The sequence below is a fragment of the Longicatena caecimuris genome, assembly GCF_004341945.1.
Lineage (GTDB): Bacteria > Bacillota_I > Bacilli_A > Erysipelotrichales > Erysipelotrichaceae > Longicatena > Longicatena caecimuris.
Window position 1 is genome coordinate 106,920 of sequence record NZ_SMBP01000003.1, and the last position, 17,364, is coordinate 124,283.

The 17,364-nt window shown below is 37.9% G+C and carries 14 protein-coding genes and 1 tRNA gene; 10 read left to right on the top strand and 5 right to left on the bottom strand.

The genetic code is table 11. The features are described from left to right. Window positions 1–118: 118 nt before the first annotated feature. Complete coding sequence (locus tag EDD61_RS02900) at window positions 119–1,438, bottom strand: ISL3 family transposase (RefSeq protein ID WP_132223886.1); 1,320 nt, start codon at window positions 1,436–1,438, stop codon at window positions 119–121. A 546-nt stretch (window positions 1,439–1,984) separates the two neighbouring features. On the opposite strand from EDD61_RS02900, the gene EDD61_RS02905 reads away from it, so the two are divergent. After that, complete coding sequence (locus EDD61_RS02905) at window positions 1,985–3,286, top strand: alkyl/aryl-sulfatase (protein ID WP_008688973.1); 1,302 nt, start codon at window positions 1,985–1,987, stop codon at window positions 3,284–3,286. A 485-nt stretch (window positions 3,287–3,771) separates the two neighbouring features. Here the strand turns inward: EDD61_RS02905 and EDD61_RS02910 are convergent, their stop codons facing one another. Together EDD61_RS02910 and EDD61_RS02915 are read right to left on the bottom strand one after the other, a co-directional pair. Further along, window positions 3,772–5,073, bottom strand: coding sequence for a MerR family transcriptional regulator (locus EDD61_RS02910; RefSeq protein WP_132223889.1), 1,302 nt, complete (start codon window positions 5,071–5,073; stop codon window positions 3,772–3,774). A 180-nt stretch (window positions 5,074–5,253) separates the two neighbouring features. Continuing rightward, window positions 5,254–5,330 (bottom strand) — tRNA-Arg (locus tag EDD61_RS02915). A 507-nt stretch (window positions 5,331–5,837) separates the two neighbouring features. Here EDD61_RS02915 and EDD61_RS02920 point away from each other — a divergent pair. From EDD61_RS02920 to yihA, 4 genes are read left to right on the top strand one after another with little or no spacing between them, the layout of a single operon-like run. After that, window positions 5,838–6,563 carry a DUF3196 family protein gene (locus EDD61_RS02920; RefSeq protein ID WP_008688969.1) on the top strand — a complete coding sequence of 242 codons (726 nt, stop codon included), beginning with the start codon at window positions 5,838–5,840 and terminating at the stop codon, window positions 6,561–6,563. 39 nt (window positions 6,564–6,602) lie between these two features. Then, window positions 6,603–7,880 (top strand): trigger factor, encoded by a 1,278-nt coding sequence (gene tig, locus EDD61_RS02925; RefSeq protein ID WP_008688968.1) that lies wholly within the window; start codon window positions 6,603–6,605, stop codon window positions 7,878–7,880. A 56-nt stretch (window positions 7,881–7,936) separates the two neighbouring features. Further along, window positions 7,937–10,261 carry an endopeptidase La gene (gene lon / locus EDD61_RS02930; protein ID WP_008688966.1) on the top strand — a complete coding sequence of 775 codons (2,325 nt, stop codon included), beginning with the start codon at window positions 7,937–7,939 and terminating at the stop codon, window positions 10,259–10,261. After that, window positions 10,262–10,852 carry a ribosome biogenesis GTP-binding protein YihA/YsxC gene (gene yihA / locus EDD61_RS02935; protein ID WP_008688964.1) on the top strand — a complete coding sequence of 197 codons (591 nt, stop codon included), beginning with the start codon at window positions 10,262–10,264 and terminating at the stop codon, window positions 10,850–10,852. A gap of 188 nt (window positions 10,853–11,040) precedes the next feature. Here the strand turns inward: yihA and EDD61_RS02940 are convergent, their stop codons facing one another. Further along, window positions 11,041–11,823, bottom strand: coding sequence for a DeoR/GlpR family DNA-binding transcription regulator (locus EDD61_RS02940; RefSeq protein WP_008688963.1), 783 nt, complete (start codon window positions 11,821–11,823; stop codon window positions 11,041–11,043). Between the two features lie 155 nt (window positions 11,824–11,978). Here EDD61_RS02940 and deoC point away from each other — a divergent pair, with 155 nt between their 5' ends. From deoC to EDD61_RS02965, 5 genes are read left to right on the top strand one after another with little or no spacing between them, the layout of a single operon-like run. Then, on the top strand, window positions 11,979–12,653 hold the full coding sequence (deoC, locus tag EDD61_RS02945) for a deoxyribose-phosphate aldolase (RefSeq protein WP_132223892.1): 675 nt from the start codon (window positions 11,979–11,981) through the stop codon (window positions 12,651–12,653). A gap of 11 nt (window positions 12,654–12,664) precedes the next feature. After that, entirely contained in the window at window positions 12,665–13,108 is a 444-nt protein-coding gene (locus tag EDD61_RS02950) for a PTS sugar transporter subunit IIA (protein WP_132223895.1), read from the top strand. A 32-nt stretch (window positions 13,109–13,140) separates the two neighbouring features. Further along, the gene (locus EDD61_RS02955) at window positions 13,141–14,511 is read left to right on the top strand and encodes a PTS fructose transporter subunit IIC (protein ID WP_008688956.1); all 1,371 of its coding nucleotides are present in this window, start codon (window positions 13,141–13,143) and stop codon (window positions 14,509–14,511) included. A 1-nt stretch (window position 14,512) separates the two neighbouring features. Continuing rightward, window positions 14,513–15,535 carry a Gfo/Idh/MocA family oxidoreductase gene (locus EDD61_RS02960; RefSeq protein WP_008978966.1) on the top strand — a complete coding sequence of 341 codons (1,023 nt, stop codon included), beginning with the start codon at window positions 14,513–14,515 and terminating at the stop codon, window positions 15,533–15,535. A 2-nt stretch (window positions 15,536–15,537) separates the two neighbouring features. Beyond that, window positions 15,538–16,575, top strand: coding sequence for a zinc-dependent dehydrogenase (locus EDD61_RS02965; RefSeq protein WP_132223898.1), 1,038 nt, complete (start codon window positions 15,538–15,540; stop codon window positions 16,573–16,575). A gap of 84 nt (window positions 16,576–16,659) precedes the next feature. Here the strand turns inward: EDD61_RS02965 and EDD61_RS02970 are convergent, their stop codons facing one another. Then, a complete protein-coding gene (locus tag EDD61_RS02970; RefSeq protein ID WP_008688950.1) occupies window positions 16,660–17,292 on the bottom strand; it encodes a hypothetical protein in 633 nt (210 codons plus the stop codon). Window positions 17,293–17,364 lie beyond the last annotated feature (72 nt).

Consider the following 17,364-nt stretch of genomic DNA (forward strand, 5'->3'; position numbering starts at 1 on the left):
GTTTTAGCATCTAACTGCTACGCTCTAAATTAACGTGGGGTTTCAAAAAAGAAGTAATAAGGTTCGGGAATGAACAAATTACTTCTTTTTTATATGTCAAACATTGTATGCATGATAGTTATTTTTTATAGGTACCGCGTTTCTTTCCGTTCATTCTGATTGGAAGCTGTGCATCAGAGAGGCAAGGCAGTGCATCTCTGTTCATGCAGTACATACAACGGTTACGGAAGCGCGCGAAATTCACATATCCATTACCCGTTTTCTTGATCAGTTTTACAATAGAGTTACGAGATTCCATGATGCCATTCGACAACCGTCTTCCATCTACGAGAATAAAAGAATTGATGATTTCTTCTTTCCAGTTATTCAACATTTTATGGATTACTACTATTTCAGGAATATGAGATTTTCGTATCAATGACATCATCTCATTGAAATCTTTTTCTGCATTACTGAAATCGCTGTATGTATTGAAGAGAAGGTATCTATCTTTGATCTGATAGGCTTCCTTTAATTCTGGGGATATAGCCAATATGCGGTCAAGCAGCTGCGGATAATTGATATATTGATTTAACCGTTTATTGAACCTGCGCTTACCTTCTCGTACTTCTTTTTCAAGAAGAAGCCAGTTGAAATTCTTCAGCAGATAATATTCTACAGTGTTTGACTTATATCCTTTCATAATACGGACCCTGACTGCATTTAGGGAATCATTGATATTTTTAACAACATGGAAAGAGTCTACAGCAATTTTGGCTTTAGGAAAACGGAAATGAACAACATCTCTATATGGCTGATACATATCCATAATGAAGTATTGGACATTTGATCTTTCACCTATAGGAATCCTTTCAAAGTAATTGAGAAGAGAATACTTTTTTCTCTCAGGAAGCATATCAATCAGCTGATGAGATTTGAAATCAAGAAGAAGGCAGACATACTTACTATGATTATCCTTCAAAGCATAGACTTCATCGATACATATGATTTTAGGAAAAGTTCTACGCTTTATACGGACATAAAGATCGAAGATTTCCTGAGCCTTAGTTGGAGAAATATAATTATGCCGTGCAACGCTGGAGAAAGTAGAATTTGACTCTTTCAGCTCATTCAGCACATTAAGAACAGTAAGGCTGCTTATAGTATGCCCGGAAGGCAGGAAGGGATTTGATTCAAAAAAAGTTCTGCCACATACAGTGCACACAAAGCATCTGGCACGATAGCGTATCAGACAAGAACGGCTGTTCAGCGCAGAATGGGTAATAGATTTAGTTCTATAGTCTTTAATATGTGTGGAATAAGAACCACAAGAAGGACAGCTAAACTTTTTAGATACGAGAGTAATGTCGATAATCAAAGAACCGTTTTCACTTTGAGAAGAGGAAGAGGATAAAACATCTTCTTGAGGTATATTCAATAAATCTGTTATAATATCCATAGTGGAAAACCACTCCTTTCGTTAAGAATAATGTTTGACAATGATATTCTACAACGAAAGGTTTTTTTGTGAAATGAACAAAAGAACCCACCCCACAATAGTTTAAAGGTAAGCTCTCTGTAAACCCCATGATAATTTAGAGGCAGGTTTTATCCCCACGATAATTTAAATATCCGAATAAACATAATGAAAGAAAGTGTGCAATCGCACACTTTTCTAATGGTTTCTTGTTTGTTTAATGGTAGGTGTTTGTTAAATGATAAGGTTTCTTTGTGCCAATAGACTATAACATGCCGAATCAAGCATATAGTTCAACATTGCTATGAAGCGTAGGTGCTTGCAGGACTTGACCGCTTTGTTTAGGGAAGATAAGTAAGGAAAAGATAGACTTAAGACCGTGTGGAAATCAAATAAAATTGTAACACGTATTTGAAACTGTTATAATAAGAAAAAGCAGGTATATTTGAAGTGATTTTTTCCTTGTATCATAGTAGTGCTGTTCTTGTTAGAAGGTATATTGTAAAATAAAAGGAATGGAGAGATCATATGTTAATATCTAATGGAAAACAAAAATTAACAAGTTTTACAAAAAACTATAAAGAAGCTGTTATAGAAATAACATCAGGTGTATGGTTCGTTTTTGGCGTGGGGCATAGTAATGCTATTTTTATTGAAGGTGCTACAAGTATTCTTCTGATTGATACTTTAGATTCTTTAGAACGTGGCAAAAAATTGGCAAATATCATTCGAAATCATACAGAAAAGAAAGTTAAAACCATTCTTTACACACATGGACATCCAGATCACAGAGGTGGCGCAGGTGCTTTTTCAGAAAGTGTTTCGGAGATTATTGCATTTGAGCCTAAGATGGCGGAATTAGAGAAAACAGCTTTTTTAAAGGATATTCAAACTTTACGAGGGGCAAGACAGTTTGGTTATGCGCTAGATGATAATGAAGCCATTTCTCAAGGAATTGGGATACGTGAGGGAGTTGTTTATGGTGAACAGCGTGCTTTTGTTTCACCGACCACTTGTTATCAGCAAGATAAAGTCATTAGAGAAATTGATGGTATACAATTAGAGTTGGTTAGACTTGTTGGCGAATCTGAGGATCAGATGATGATATGGCTTCCTCAAAAAGAAGTTTTATGTTGCGGGGATAACTATTTTGGTTGTTTTCCAAACCTATACGCTATTCGTGGCGGACAATATCGAAACCTTGCGACATGGATTAACAGTATCGACTTTATGTTATCTTATCCTGCCAAATATCTTTTAGCTGGACACACAGCTTTGATACAGGGAAAAGAAAAAATTCATGAAGTACTAACGAATTACAAGAATGCGATGGATTATGTCTTGAATGAAACACTGAAAGGTATGAATGAAGGCAAAAACGCAGAACAATTAGCTTCTGAAATTCATTTACCAGCTGAATATGCTGACTTACCATATTTAGGTGAATATTATGGTTGTGTAGAGTGGACAGTAAGAGAAATCTATGCAGCTTATTTAGGCTGGTTCGATGGAAATCCAACCAATCTTCACCCTCTTTCTCCTGAGCAAAAAGCAAGTAAAACGGTTAAATTAATGGGAGGAAAAGAAAATGTGTTTGCAGCTGCGCAAACAGCGCTTAAAGACAGAGATTATCAATGGTGTTTAGAACTTTGTGATTTGCTGATACAAATAGATATAGATAAAACTATATTGGAAGTAAAAGCAACTGCATTAGAGAAAATTGCAGAATATGAAACAAGTGCCAATGGGCGGCACTACTATATCGCTTGTGCTAAAGAATTAAGAAATAAAATTTCAAAAGAATTTCCTGACAATGATGTTGTCTTATAAGGACAAACGAGCGCTTTGCACTAAACGATTGATAAAAATGGATCTTTCCAGAAGAGAATCCCTACTGGAAAATGGGTAATTGAAAAATAGGAATTAAAAAATGGAGATTTCCAAAATGACGATACATAGTAACCATTTAGAAACCACTTTTACAAAGCTAACCTAAAGTAAGAAAGAACCTAGAGGAGTCATCGTACAGTTGTTAAGGTTAGGCAGTGTCTTTCATCTAGGTACTATATTTATTAATGAAAAGCACAAGGTGTCTATCAATAATTGGCACCTTATGTTTTTTATATTATCTGTTATGAAATGTCATTTCAATGATCATGTTATGATAGCGGCTTTGTGGGAAAGCCGATTTCTTAATAGGTACATAGATAAAATATTTTTTATACAGATAATCATATATGAAATGTAACTTATGTTAAAGAAGAAATGTTTGTATCTTCATTAAAATACATCAATATAAACTACCATTATTGCTCTTACTTTGTTTTATTTTCAACAATTTTTTTAAAACGATTTCGATATTCGGCTGCCAAAGTATTGTCTTGAAAATGCTGCATACTGCCTTCTTTTTTTATACCGAGTTGCATGAAGATGGCATCACATTCTTCAATTTCTAAATATGTATGCTCTTCATAACGTTTTTCATGTGCCGCATTTGGCATGGAAATATCAATCTTTTTACCATCCTTCAGATAAAGAAAATAATAGAAATCACCTTTATTGTGTTGCGATAAAAAGGATTTGGCTGATTGAAAACCAGTTTTTACTTTTGTGATATTTTGATAATCATTTGTTTGCAGGATAGGCGCATACCAGCGTGCTGTTTCAAGATGTGATGGATATAGCACATTGATGTTTGTTAAAGATATATAAAGAACGATGAGATTTACAAAGAGCATTAGGAAACGGTAGTGTTTCAGTTTGTGAAAGATGACTTGATAGTCTTCAAAATCAATATTATGCGTTTTCTTGGCAATGTAGGCGCCATTTATGACCATCGCTTCAATGAGGAAGAAAAAGGGAAGGATATCGGCAAGCATCGTGGAACTCCACAGTATGTAGCCATCTTTAAGATAAAGCAGCTCTTTTAGCCACTGTATGACAAAGATGAATAAAAATCCTATGCATAAAGAAAAAGGCAACCACAAGAGTAAGATCCATCCTCTCTTTTTCCGTTCTTTAAATTGGTGTCTTGTAGTAAAATACTTACGCCATAATAATGTTAGCACGCTCATGTCAGCTAGAGAAAGTAAGGTTAGCAATCCTTGGTGTTCTACATTATGTTCATTAATTTTAAGAAATAAAGTTAGAATAGGGCCACTAAGAATGAGAGTCCATACAACATAAAAAAGCGGGGAATGCTGCGTCAACATTTGGACATCTTCGTGTAATTGTTGGAATTCATCCGTTTCGATTTCTTTTAAAGTTTGTAGCCATGCAGATAATGCAGAGGCATCACTTTTCTGAAAAGATTTTTGCATATCATATAAAATAGATAGGCGAAGATCTTCTTGCCATTTCTGTTTTTCCAACATATGAATTTGTTTTTCTAATAACTCTACTAGCGTACATTTTCCGTCTGTAACATCCTTAATAGCAGCTATAGAACAACCACATTTTCTTAATAAAGCAATTGTTTGTAATTGCGTTAAATCTTCTTCGCCATACTCGCGATAGGCATTTTCACCACGTTTGATCTGTAATAGACCCTTAGTTTCATAATAGCGTATCGTCTTGGCAGAGATGCCACTCAATTTTTCAATTTCTCCAATTTTCATAGCTATGCTCCTTCTTTTATAGAGGTAGTAAACACCTTCTAGCAGCTGGAAGGTCAAGGAAAAAGTAAACTTTTTGCTATATTTACGACATTTTTATATCATCTTGTGATTGTTGTTGCTTCACATGTCACTTTTTGCGATAAATAAAAAACCCGCTTGCATCAGCGGGTAATACACATATGGCGTCCACGAAGGGATTCGAACCCCTGACCGTGCGCTTAGAAGGCGCATGCTCTATCCAACTGAGCTACGTGGACAACAATCAATGCCTAATTATAATAGCAAATTTCATATTGAATTTCAATATATAATTTGTTTTTTTTCATTTCTGAACAGTTTTTCCAACTGCAGTACACAAAGAATGTTAAGTGTAAAGTGAGGTATATGCACCTTCAAATATGAAAAGTCAATCATATGTATTAATACTTTTTGTAAAATAGTAGTATGTGTTTGGCATTTTTAAAATATCATATCCTTATATAATATAGCGGTTTGTAAAAGAAACTTCGCTTTTATGATTTTAAAGAAAATAAAAGTATTTTCATTTTTAGGGATTTTACTGCATGAAGTGTGTACGTTGCCTAGAAAGACTGTTGTAAAAGCAGGATGGGCAAAGGAAAATCATCACATAAGAAATGAAAATAACACACTTTATGTGATAACGGACAAAAAATGCGTGAAATTGGCGCAACTATGGACATACTAATTGATAAAACAAGGTAAATATGCTATATTAATGTATGTTTGGTCGTAAAGGAGATACCATGGATACTTATTATGAAGATATTCTAAAAAAAGTAGAAATGCAGATGGAACAACATGACCATCAAGCTGCTTACCAGATTCTTGAGGAAGAGCTTTCCATGCCTTATATTCCTAAGGAATATGAACAGCGTTTGATCGATCTTTATAATGCCTGTCGCAGTGAGTTGCAACCACAAGCACAGCGAAGCTATAGTGAAGAGGATATTGAAATGCTGCTAAAGGGTTCCTTGGAAGAACAGTTTCTTGCGATTGAACAGTTAAGAAAAAGTAATATTCGTAATCATCTGGATGCGATACGCGATTACCTTGGCAATGCGCCACACTACTTAATTCGCTCTTATCTAATTGAAGCGATGATGGAACAAAACATCAGTGACGAGTTCACAATTGAGATGGATGGGTTAGTCATAACCTTTGCTCCATGCTTTATTGAGCCGCCAATGGAGAGTGATGGTGTCATACAAGCAGTCGCATACCTAAAGGATTGGTTTGAAAGCGATAATCCGACATTCACGATGATGTGTGTGGAAACACTAGTAAAAGAGGCATATCTTCGATTGCCATACAATATCGAAGAAGATGATGCTTTGGGAATTGCAATCGGTGTTGCACAATATGTCTTTGCGGCACATGAAGAAATGGATGCTTTTGCAATATTTCTGAATGAAAAAGGACTTGCGCGAAACAGTGGTTATGAATTATTATTAAGTAAGCATGAAATTTAAACATGTGAAAATCGTATTGGGTACGTAGGAGGTATGAACATGAGTTCAACATGGGAATTAAAAGAAAAATCAACAGGTGAATTAACAACAACTGTAGAAGGAGATGCTTGGAAAGCTGCTCAAAAGAAAGCATTTGGCAAACTTTCTAAGAAAGTAAATCTGCCAGGCTTCCGTAAAGGACATGCTCCTGAGGCACTGGTTAGAAAACAAATCAGTACACAAAATATATTAATGGAGGCAATTGATGAAGTTGCTGGTGAAGCTTTAAGTGATGGTATCAAGGAACATGACTTGTGGGTCGTTTCTCGTCCTTCTTTAGGCATCGACAGTATTGATGAAGATAAAGTAACTTTTAAATTCACAGTTACAGTGAAACCAGAAGTAAAACTTGGCGCATATAAGAACTTGGATATTAAAAAAGATGATGCAGCCGTTAGCGATGAAGATGTTGAAGCAGAATTGACTTCTTTACAGGAACGTTTTGCTGATCTAGTAATAAAGGAAGACGGCAAGGTTGAAAATGGCGATACAGCTGTCATTGACTTTGAAGGATTTAAAGATGGTGTTGCATTTGAAGGTGGAAAAGCAGAGGCTTATCCATTAGTAATCGGTAGCGGTTCTTTCATTCCAGGCTTTGAAGAACAGCTGTTAGGCATGAAGAGCGAAGAAACAAAAGAAATCAATGTAACTTTCCCTGAAGAATATCAGGCAGAAGAATTAGCTGGTCAACCAGTGGTCTTCAAGGTTACGGTACATGATATTAAAGAAAAGGTATTGCCTGAAGTAAATGATGAATTAATCAAACAGGCAGAAATCAAAGATGTTGAAACGGTTGATGCGTACAAAGAATATGCACGTAAAAATCTGGAAACTAGTAAAGCAAATGCGGCTAATCAGAAATTTGAAAATGAATTGCTGACTGCGGTAACGGATGCTGCAGAAGTAGAAATTCCAGATGTTATGGTAGAAGAAGAAACGGATACTTTGGTAAATGAATTTGCACAGCGTTTACAGTCTCAGGGATTCAGCTTGGATCAGTTCAAACAGGTAACTGGACAAACAGATGAAATGATTCGTGAAGAAATGGGCAAAGACGCATACAACAAAGTAAAAGTGCGTTTAGTTCTAGAGGCAATTGCTGCTGAAGAAAAAATGGAAATCAGCGATGAAGAAGTAGAAAAAGAACTGGAAACAGTTGCAACTACTTACAACATGCCATTAGAACAGGTGAAACAGCTGATTAGCAAAGATGCGATTGCGTATGATCTGCGTATTCGCAAAGCTCTTGAATTATTGAAAGAGACAGCTGGTAAGTAAAGCCGCGTAAAAGACGCATCCGCGTCTTTTTTGGCTTATGAAAGGAGTGTAGACAAATGAGTGAAAACGATGCTAATCCAATTGTACGACTGCCTTTGGTTTGTACGCGCGGTGTAATTGTCTTCCCAAATCAAGAAGTAATCATTGATGTAGGACGAGACAAATCTACGTGTGCTGTAGAAGAGGCTCAGGAAAAGTTTGAGAGTCAGGTGGTTCTGGTAGCGCAGAAAGACTTAGCGATGGATTCACCAGACATTGATGACTTATATTCCTTTGGTACATTGTGTCAAATTCGCCATATCCGTCGTATGGATGGCTATCTGCGAGTAAAATTTAAAGGGCTTCAGCGTGTAAAGATTCATACGATCATCAATGACGATGAGATGATGAGCACATCTGCTGAGGTTATGTATGATGTAACACAGGATGCGATGGAAGAAGTAGCTTTAATTCGCAAAATTGCAAAACAGTTTGAAGAGATTGAAGCAATTTCGCAAAGCATTCCGAAAGAGATGATTAATGAGTTGGCAAAAGGGGTCAGTGCTCCTCAGCTAGCGGATCAGATATCACAATTGTTTCCTTTTACATTGGAAAAACGCCAAGAATTATTGGAAACAACAGGTGTCAATGACCGTCTGTTTTTGATCTTACAGGAAATCGAAAGTGAGAAAGAGCTTTCTCAGATTGAAAATAAGATCAATGATAAAGTGAAATCACGTATTGAAGAAAGCCAGAAAGAATACTATTTGCGTGAAAAGATGCGGGCGATTAAAGAAGAGTTAGGTGATGTCCCTGACAGTGATAAGGATGCGGATGAAATTCGTCGTCGTTTAGATGAGAACCCATATCCGGAAAGCATTAAAGAAAAAATTAAAGAAGAGCTAAGCCGTTATGAAATGTTGCCAGCAGCCAGTGGGGAGACCGGGGTCATCAAAACTTATATTGACTGGATGATGGATCTTCCTTGGTGGCAGGAAAGCAAAGATAATGAAGATTTGCAAGCTGCCAGTGATGTCTTAGATGCAGATCACTATGGCTTAGAAAAAGTCAAAGAACGTATCTTAGAATATTTAGCGGTGAAACAGATGACGAATTCTTTGAAAGCTCCAATTATTTGTTTAGTTGGTCCTCCAGGAGTTGGTAAAACATCTTTGGCCAAATCTGTTGCGCGTGCATTAGATCGTAAATTTGTAAAAATTTCACTTGGCGGTGTTAAAGATGAATCTGAAATTCGCGGTCATCGCAGAACGTATTTAGGTAGTATGCCGGGACGTTTCATTCAAGCGATGAAAAAAGCCGGAACGATCAATCCTGTCTTTTTGATCGATGAAATCGATAAGATGGCAAGTGATTATAAAGGAGATCCTGCCAGTGCAATGTTGGAAGTATTGGATCCTGAACAAAATGCGATGTTTTCAGATCATTACATTGAAGAACCATATGATTTGAGTAAGGTTTTATTTATCGCAACAGCAAACTACTTGGAAAATATTCCAAACGCTTTACGCGATCGTTTAGAAATTATCGAACTTTCCTCTTATACGGAATTAGAGAAAATTGAGATTGCGAAACGTCATTTAGTACCAAAGCAGATTAAAGAAAATGGTTTAAAGAACAGCCAGCTGAAAATAGACGATGATATGATCAGCTATCTGATTCGTTATTATACGCGTGAAAGTGGTGTGCGTCAGTTAGAAAGAACGATTGCCACTGTATGCCGGAAGAGCGTTTTGGCTATTCTTAAGGATAAAAAACGTTCGATCAAGGTTACAAAAAAACTCATCCATGAATGGTTAGGCAATGAAAAATTTGAATACGGCAAGCGTGAAACAAAGGATCAGGTAGGAACTGTGACAGGGCTTGCGTATACAGCCTTTGGCGGTGATGTGTTACAGATTGAAGTAAATCATTTCGAAGGTAAAGGGAAGTTGGTAATTACCGGACAGCTTGGTGATGTGATGAAAGAATCGGCAACGATTGCATATGATTATGTGCGTGCCAATGCTAAAAAGTATAAGATCAAACCAGACTTCTTTGAAAATAACGATATTCATATCCATGTTCCAGAAGGAGCCGTACCAAAAGATGGACCAAGTGCAGGGGTTACTTTGACAACAGCGCTTGTATCCAGTCTAAGCAACACGCCGGTAAAAGCGAATTTAGCTATGACGGGTGAAGTTACCTTACGTGGTCATGTTTTGCCAATCGGTGGTTTAAAAGAGAAATCGATGGCTGCTCATCGCTGTGGTATCACAACCGTAGTTATTCCAAAAGCGAATGTGAAGGATCTTGATGATGTACCTGCTGCTGTTAAGGAAACCGTAAGCTTTATCCCAGTGGAACGTGTTTCACAGGTACTAGATGCAGCTTTGGTAAAGTAAATGATCACTTTTCAGAAAGCAGAGCTAGTTATATCTGCTCCCGATAAAAAATCTTGGCCGGAAACCGATTTACCGGAAATCGTATTAGCAGGACGCAGCAATGTTGGTAAAAGCAGCTTTATCAATACGATGTGTGGAAGAAAAAAACTTGCCTATGTAGGAAATACACCGGGGAAAACAAGACTTTTAAACTTCTTTAACCTAGATGATAAATACATGTTTGTCGATGTACCAGGCTATGGTTATGCTAATATATCAAAAGCACAGCTGCTAAAATTTGGCGAAATGATGGAAGATTATTTTGCCGAAAGAAAACAGAAAAAAGGGTTAGTCATCCTTGTGGACGCAAGGCATAAACCAACAGAGGATGATATCACCATGCTTGAATTTGCACGATATTATGAAATTCCGGTAGCTGTTGTTGCGACGAAAACAGATAAGCTGCCATCAACCAAATTAAAAAATCAATTAAAGATGATTCGTAAAGAATTGCAATTGAATGATCATGAGCCATTATTTCCATTCTCCGCTGAAAAAAAGACGGGAATGGAGGCGGTATGGGAGTATCTCATTCCTATCTTTGAATCTTAAGACGTGTGTAATGCACGTCTTTTCTTTTATGAATTGGGTAACTAATTTTTTAGGGGTCTTTGCTAGAAATTTAGGGGGCAACTTTAGGGAATGAAGAAAACGAACTAAAATCTAAGACCCCTAAAGTTTTAGATATCTTTTAAATTAGCAAAAGAAAAGCAGGGAATTCCTGCTTTAGAAATTATATATTAGGCCAAGATAACCTCTTGAATGGTTTTACGCAAATGCTCTTGTTGCTCATGTTCGATGGCATCATCGACAATGATGCGTGAAAGCTGTGATAAATCAGCGAATTTACAAAAACAGACTTTGTTGAATTTCGTAGAATCTACCAGTAAGATGGTTTCATTGGCAATGGCCATCATCTTTGCTTTTAGATGAGCCGTTCCAGCATTCGGTGTTGTCAATCCCTGTACCAGATCAATGGCAGAAGTTGTAAGGAAAAATTTATCGACATGGAAAGCGCTCAACATACGAATGGCAATATCGCCACAGGCAAAATGGAAACCATGACGAATTTCGCCACCAATGGATATGATTTCAAAGTCCTGACGTTTTTCAAATGTATGCAACAACATCAAATCTGAAGTAATGATCTTCAGATTTTTTTTTGATGATTGAATCAAGGCATTCGCAAATGCCAAGGCTGTCGTTCCGGTATCTAAGGCGAGGGTATCACCATCATGAACATAAGCAATTGCGCTTTGGGCTATTTTCATCTTCTTATCATCATTTTTGCGATTATCTAATACTTCTTCCTGTTCAATCTTGTTACGTAAAACAGCTCCTCCATGTGTACGGATGATACTGCCGTTTTTTTCTAGTTCCCTTAGATCACTGCGTATCGTTGCAGGGGTGATATCAAATAATTTTGCTAGCTCACTCACACTGCAACGGGTGTTTGTTTTAATGAAATTCATAATTTTGCGTTTTCGCTCTTCCGCAAAAAGCGGATTTGGGTTCTTCTGCATAATTTCACTTCCCTTATGTATATTTTAGCAGATTATAGAAAAGTAAGCAAACGAAAATAAATAAAAATAAAAGTAAATAAATATATTTACAAAACAAAAATATAGGGCTATAATGAACCTGTAAAACGAAAGTAAATGAAAATAGGAGGAATTAAATGAAAATAACAAGAAAAGAATTAGCGGGTATGGTGGATCACACAAACTTAAAAGCTTATGCGACAAAAGAAGATTTCCAACAGCTATGCGAGGAAGCGAAAGCTTATGGGTTTAAATCTGTAGCAATCAATTCCTATCCAGTTGCGATGTGTCGTAAGATGTTGGAAAATTCTTCGGTATTATGTGGAGCTGCTATTGGTTTTCCATTAGGGCAAACCACGATTGCTGTAAAAGCGGCCGAAGTTGAAGATGCCATTGGCCATGGATGTCAGGAATTTGATTATGTATGCAATATCGGCAAAGTAAAAGAACATGATTATGCCTACCTTCGCAAAGAAATGGAATGTTTAGTAGGAATTGCTCGCAAACATGGGGTTTGTTGCAAAGTGATTTTTGAAACCTGTTATTTAGAGGAAGATGAAATCATCGAGCTTGCGAAAATTGCAAAAGAAGAAGAACCTGATTTTGTGAAAACATCAACCGGCTTTGGCAGTGCTGGTGCAACAATTGCCCATGTAAGGCTCATGAAACAATATGCCGGTGATAAGGTACAAGTAAAAGCAGCCGGTGGTATCCGCGATCTGAAAACTGCACTAGCCATGATAGAAGCAGGAGCAACTCGTCTAGGTACTTCCTCAGGCATAAAAATATGCGATGAACTGGCAGAAAAATAAGGAGATCAATGATGAATATACAAGAATATATCAGTAAGGATTGTGTAACTTTCCAACTCCAAGCTGATAAGAAAGAAGCCGCATTAAAGGAAATGGCAGAACTACTATATCAAGCAGGGAAAGTGAAGAATTTATCACTTTATCTGAAAGCAGTAGAAGAAAGAGAATTGGAATATACGACCGGGATAGGAGGTGGAATTGCTATACCGCACGGGAAATCGGCTACTGTACCCCATGCCTGTATTGCCTTTGGCAAGAGTGAAACGGGTATTACCTGGAATTCACTTGATGAAAAGCCTGTCTATTGTGTATTCATGCTCGCTATACCGGAACATGAAGATGAAACGCATTTGGATATGCTCAGTACATTGGCGCGTAAGCTCATGCATCAGGAAGTTCAAGAGGCATTGTTACAGGCAAATGATATAGATACATTTTATCAAGCTATCGAATAATAAACATCGTAGATGAAAAAGGAGAAGATATTATGAAACTGATTGCGATTACATCATGTTCAACCGGAATTGCCCATACATATATGGCAGCTGAGGCATTAGAAATAGCCGCAAAAGATATCGGATGGAACATCAAGGTTGAAACGCAGGGGTCGGTGGGGGCTAAAAATGTATTAACTCAAGAAGATATTGAGGCTGCAGATGCTGTTGTCATAGCGGCAAGCACATCTGTAAACAAAGATCGTTTCCATGGAAAACGCTTATATGAAGTAGATGTCAATGATGCCATCAAAAATGGACAACAGGTTTTAAAGGATTCTTTGCAAGCTCCTATCTATGGAGGTGCTAAACAAACAGAAACCATAAAGGTTGAAAAAGAAAGTAATAACAACTTTAAAGGTATTTACGCTCATTTGATGACAGGTGTATCTTATATGATTCCATTTGTTGTAGCCGGTGGTATCATGACTGCATTATCTTTTGCATTTGGTGGTATTAATTCAGAAGGAGCAATTGCCGAAGCCTTTAAGACCATCGGTGGTACTGCCATGGGATTGATGTGGGCAGCACTTGGCGGTTATGTGGCTTTCTCTATTTCTGATCGTCCAGGACTTGTACCAGGCATGGTTGCCGGTATGTTGGCATCTTCTTCCGGGTCTGGCTTTTTAGGAGCATTGCTAGGAGGCTTTATTGCAGGTTACTCGGTTTTAGGTGTTAAAAAAGCCTTTGTAAAATTACCAGAGAAATTTGAAGGTCTGATGCCGGTCTTGATCATTCCGGTACTATCCTGTATCATTACCGGTTTCTTAATGGTCTTTGTCGTAGGAAAACCACTTACTTGGTTGAATGAAACCTTGACATCTTGGCTGACAAGCATGAGTGGTGCTAGCTCCGTTGTATTAGGGGTTATTCTTGGTGCCATGATGGCAATTGACCTTGCCGGCCCTATTGGAAAAGCAGCATATTTCTTTGGTGTAGCATCTTTAACAGCCTTAACGCAAGGACAGACAAGTCCGGTAATGGCAGCGGTAATGTTATCTGGTATGGTACCTCCACTTGCTATGGCCTTATCTTCCACAGTGTTGGCAAAGAAAAAATATACACGCGATGAGCGTGAATCAGGAAAAACAGCATGGATTCTTGGTCTATCCTTTATATCCGAAGGAGCGATTCCCTTTGCGGTAGCTGATCCAATTCGTGTTCTTGCCTCTGTTACGGTAGGTTCTGCGATTACCGGGGCATTATCGATGGTTTTCAATTGTGGCCTTGCTGTACCACATGGAGGATTCTTTGTCTTGTTAATTCCCGGTGCTACATCCAATGTCTTTATGATGGTATTGGCATTAGCTGTTGGTACGGTTGTATCCGCCTTGCTGGTATCTTTATGGAAGAAGGAAAAATAATATGAAAGATTGTCTAAACGTCTGTTTAATAGGAACAGGAAGAGCAGGCATGATCCATGCCCGCAGCTATATGGGAAACGTCGTGGGAGCACGTTTGTTGGCAATATGTGATCCCTGTGAAGAAAATTTAAAAAAAGCCCAAGAAGAACTTCATGTTGCTTATACGTATGCGGATTATCAAGTGGCACTACAGAATAAAGAGATAGATGCGGTCATTGTGGTGACACCAACAGGTACTCATAAAGAAATCGTGCTGGCGGCAGCTTCTGCTGGCAAACACGTGTTCTGCGAAAAACCGATGGCGATTTCAGCGGAAGAATGTGATGAGATGATAGCAGCTTGTAAACAACATCATGTAAAGCTACAAGTAGGATTTATGCGGCGTTATGATGAGAGCTTTCAGAAAGCAAAAGAAGTCATTACATCTGGTAGGATCGGTGAAGTGACAATGATTAAATCACTGACCCATGGACCAAGTGAGCCCAAAGAATGGATGTATGATATAGCAAAAAGCAGTGGACCTATCGGAGAAGTTAACAGCCATGATTTCGATACGTTGCGCTGGTATGCCGACAGCGAAGTAAAAAGTATCCATGCAATTGGAAGAAATTTTCGCTCCTGCGAAAAAAAAGCAGAATATCCAGACTATTATGATACCGTGGCTGTATTATTGGAATTTGAAAATGGCATTATCGGCATGATTGATGGAGCACAATATGTACAGTATGGCTATGATGCCAGAGCGGAGATATTAGGTACATGTGGCAATGTATTGGTAGGTTCACAGAAAAACAACAATGTGAGCATCGCCACTCATGATAAGTGCATGCATGCTGAAGTCATGCCTTCCTGGACAAAGTTATTTAAAGATGCTTATATTAATGAAGCAAGAGATTTTATTCGTTGCATACGTGAAGATGATACCCCTAGAGTTAGTGGACATGATGGTAAAATGGCATTGATTCTGGTACGTGAAGGATTGCGTTCGTTACTTGAAAAACGACCAATCAGAATAGGAGAGTAAAAATGAAAGCTGCATTATTAAAAGGAAAGCTAGACATTAGCGTAGAAGAAGTTCCGCTGCCGGAAATAGGGGATGATGAAATCCTATTAAAGGTGAAAGCCGCAAGTATTTGTGGCAGTGATGTTCGGATGTATAAGAATGGTTATCAACATGTGTCTAAAGAACATCCTTTGATTATCGGCCATGAATTTGCCGGGGTCATTGAGAAAATCGGTAAACAAGTCACGGCGTATGAAGTAGGGCAGCGAGTAGCTGTTGCGCCCAATATGGGATGTGGCACTTGTGATCATTGTGTGAGTGGTGAAACACATCTGTGTGAGCATTACCAAGCCTTTGGTATTAATATGAATGGTGGGTTTGCCGAATATGTAAAAATTCCGGCAACCGCCATTCAACAAGGAAATATCACGGTATTACAGGATGCGATTTCCTTTGCGGAAGCTGCTTTGGTGGAGCCTTTAAGTTGTGTGTATAATGGGCAAAAGCGTCTGCATATGACACCGGGAAAAGATGTTTTGATTATCGGCGCTGGACCGATTGGAATCATGCATATCATGGTGGCAAAATTGTTTGGTGCTGCCAAGGTGTTCATGAATGATCTCAGTCGTGAACGGATGGAACAGGCGAAGAAACTCTTTCCTGATTTGATTCTGGTGGAAGGTGATTTACAAGAGGAGATACGCAAGCGTACGGGAAAGGGTGTAGATGTATGCATCATTGCAGCTCCGGCACCAACAGCACAAACACAATCCTTGCAGTATATGAATATGAATGGGCAGCTGTTATTTTTTGGCGGTCTTCCTAAAGATCGCGAAAATGTATCATTAAATACGAATCTTGTACATTACAAGCAATTGAGCATTTATGGCTGTACCAGACAAAGTGTCATGGATTATCGACTTTGCAGCAAATTGGTAAACGATAAACGTATCCCTTTGAACAGCATCATATCCGCAACATATCCCATCGATGATTTCATGGAGGCGATGGATAAGGCAGCACATGCCGTTGGTTTAAAACATGTCATTACGTTTGCATAATCTGATCAGACAGTGAGCATGACATAATGGTAGTAAATAAATATGAAAGCACATAAAAAGGCGAGAAGTTCGCCTTTTTATTGTTTATTGTTCTTTTTGTTCCACAGCTAAGATCAATTCTTTTGCATAAGGTAAAGAAGCAATCCAATCACATACAACATGCCATTCATCCAGTTTGTGATTTCTTCTGGCATAATATATATTCATTAACGTTTCATAATTCAAGGTACAGGTACGCAGTTGGTGGTAGCTGGTTGGCAATAGTTGAATCATGCTATACCAGACAGTTTTATCTTTTGTTTCTAAATATTCCAAGCGCAACTCTTCCAATACCGCTATGACTGCTTTCAAAGATGCTAAGGCTTTTTCATTCATATGCTCATAAGAGAAGTCATCTAATGTAAAAGGCTTACTGGCAATTTTATGCATGGTGCTTGTTGAATTGGCAACCGTTGCTACTTTATAGGTGTCATATTCTTTCCACCAGTACATTGGTGCGGTAAAATCTACGGAAACAAAAATCTGGCGAATAAATTTACGATGGTCACTGCCAGCCTTTGCTAAACGCTGTGCTAAAGATAAATCATTAGGCCCCATCACAAAGTTTCCTTCATCATCATAATAGGAATCCATGCGATTCCAGCTATTCATCGGATTACGAGCTCCGCGAATGGCGTTTTCAAAATTCATAACGCTGCAACGTTCAATTTTTATCATAATTCTTTACTCCTTATTTTTTATTGTTGTATTTATTTTATCATAGAAAAGATAAAGTACAGAGAAGAAAGT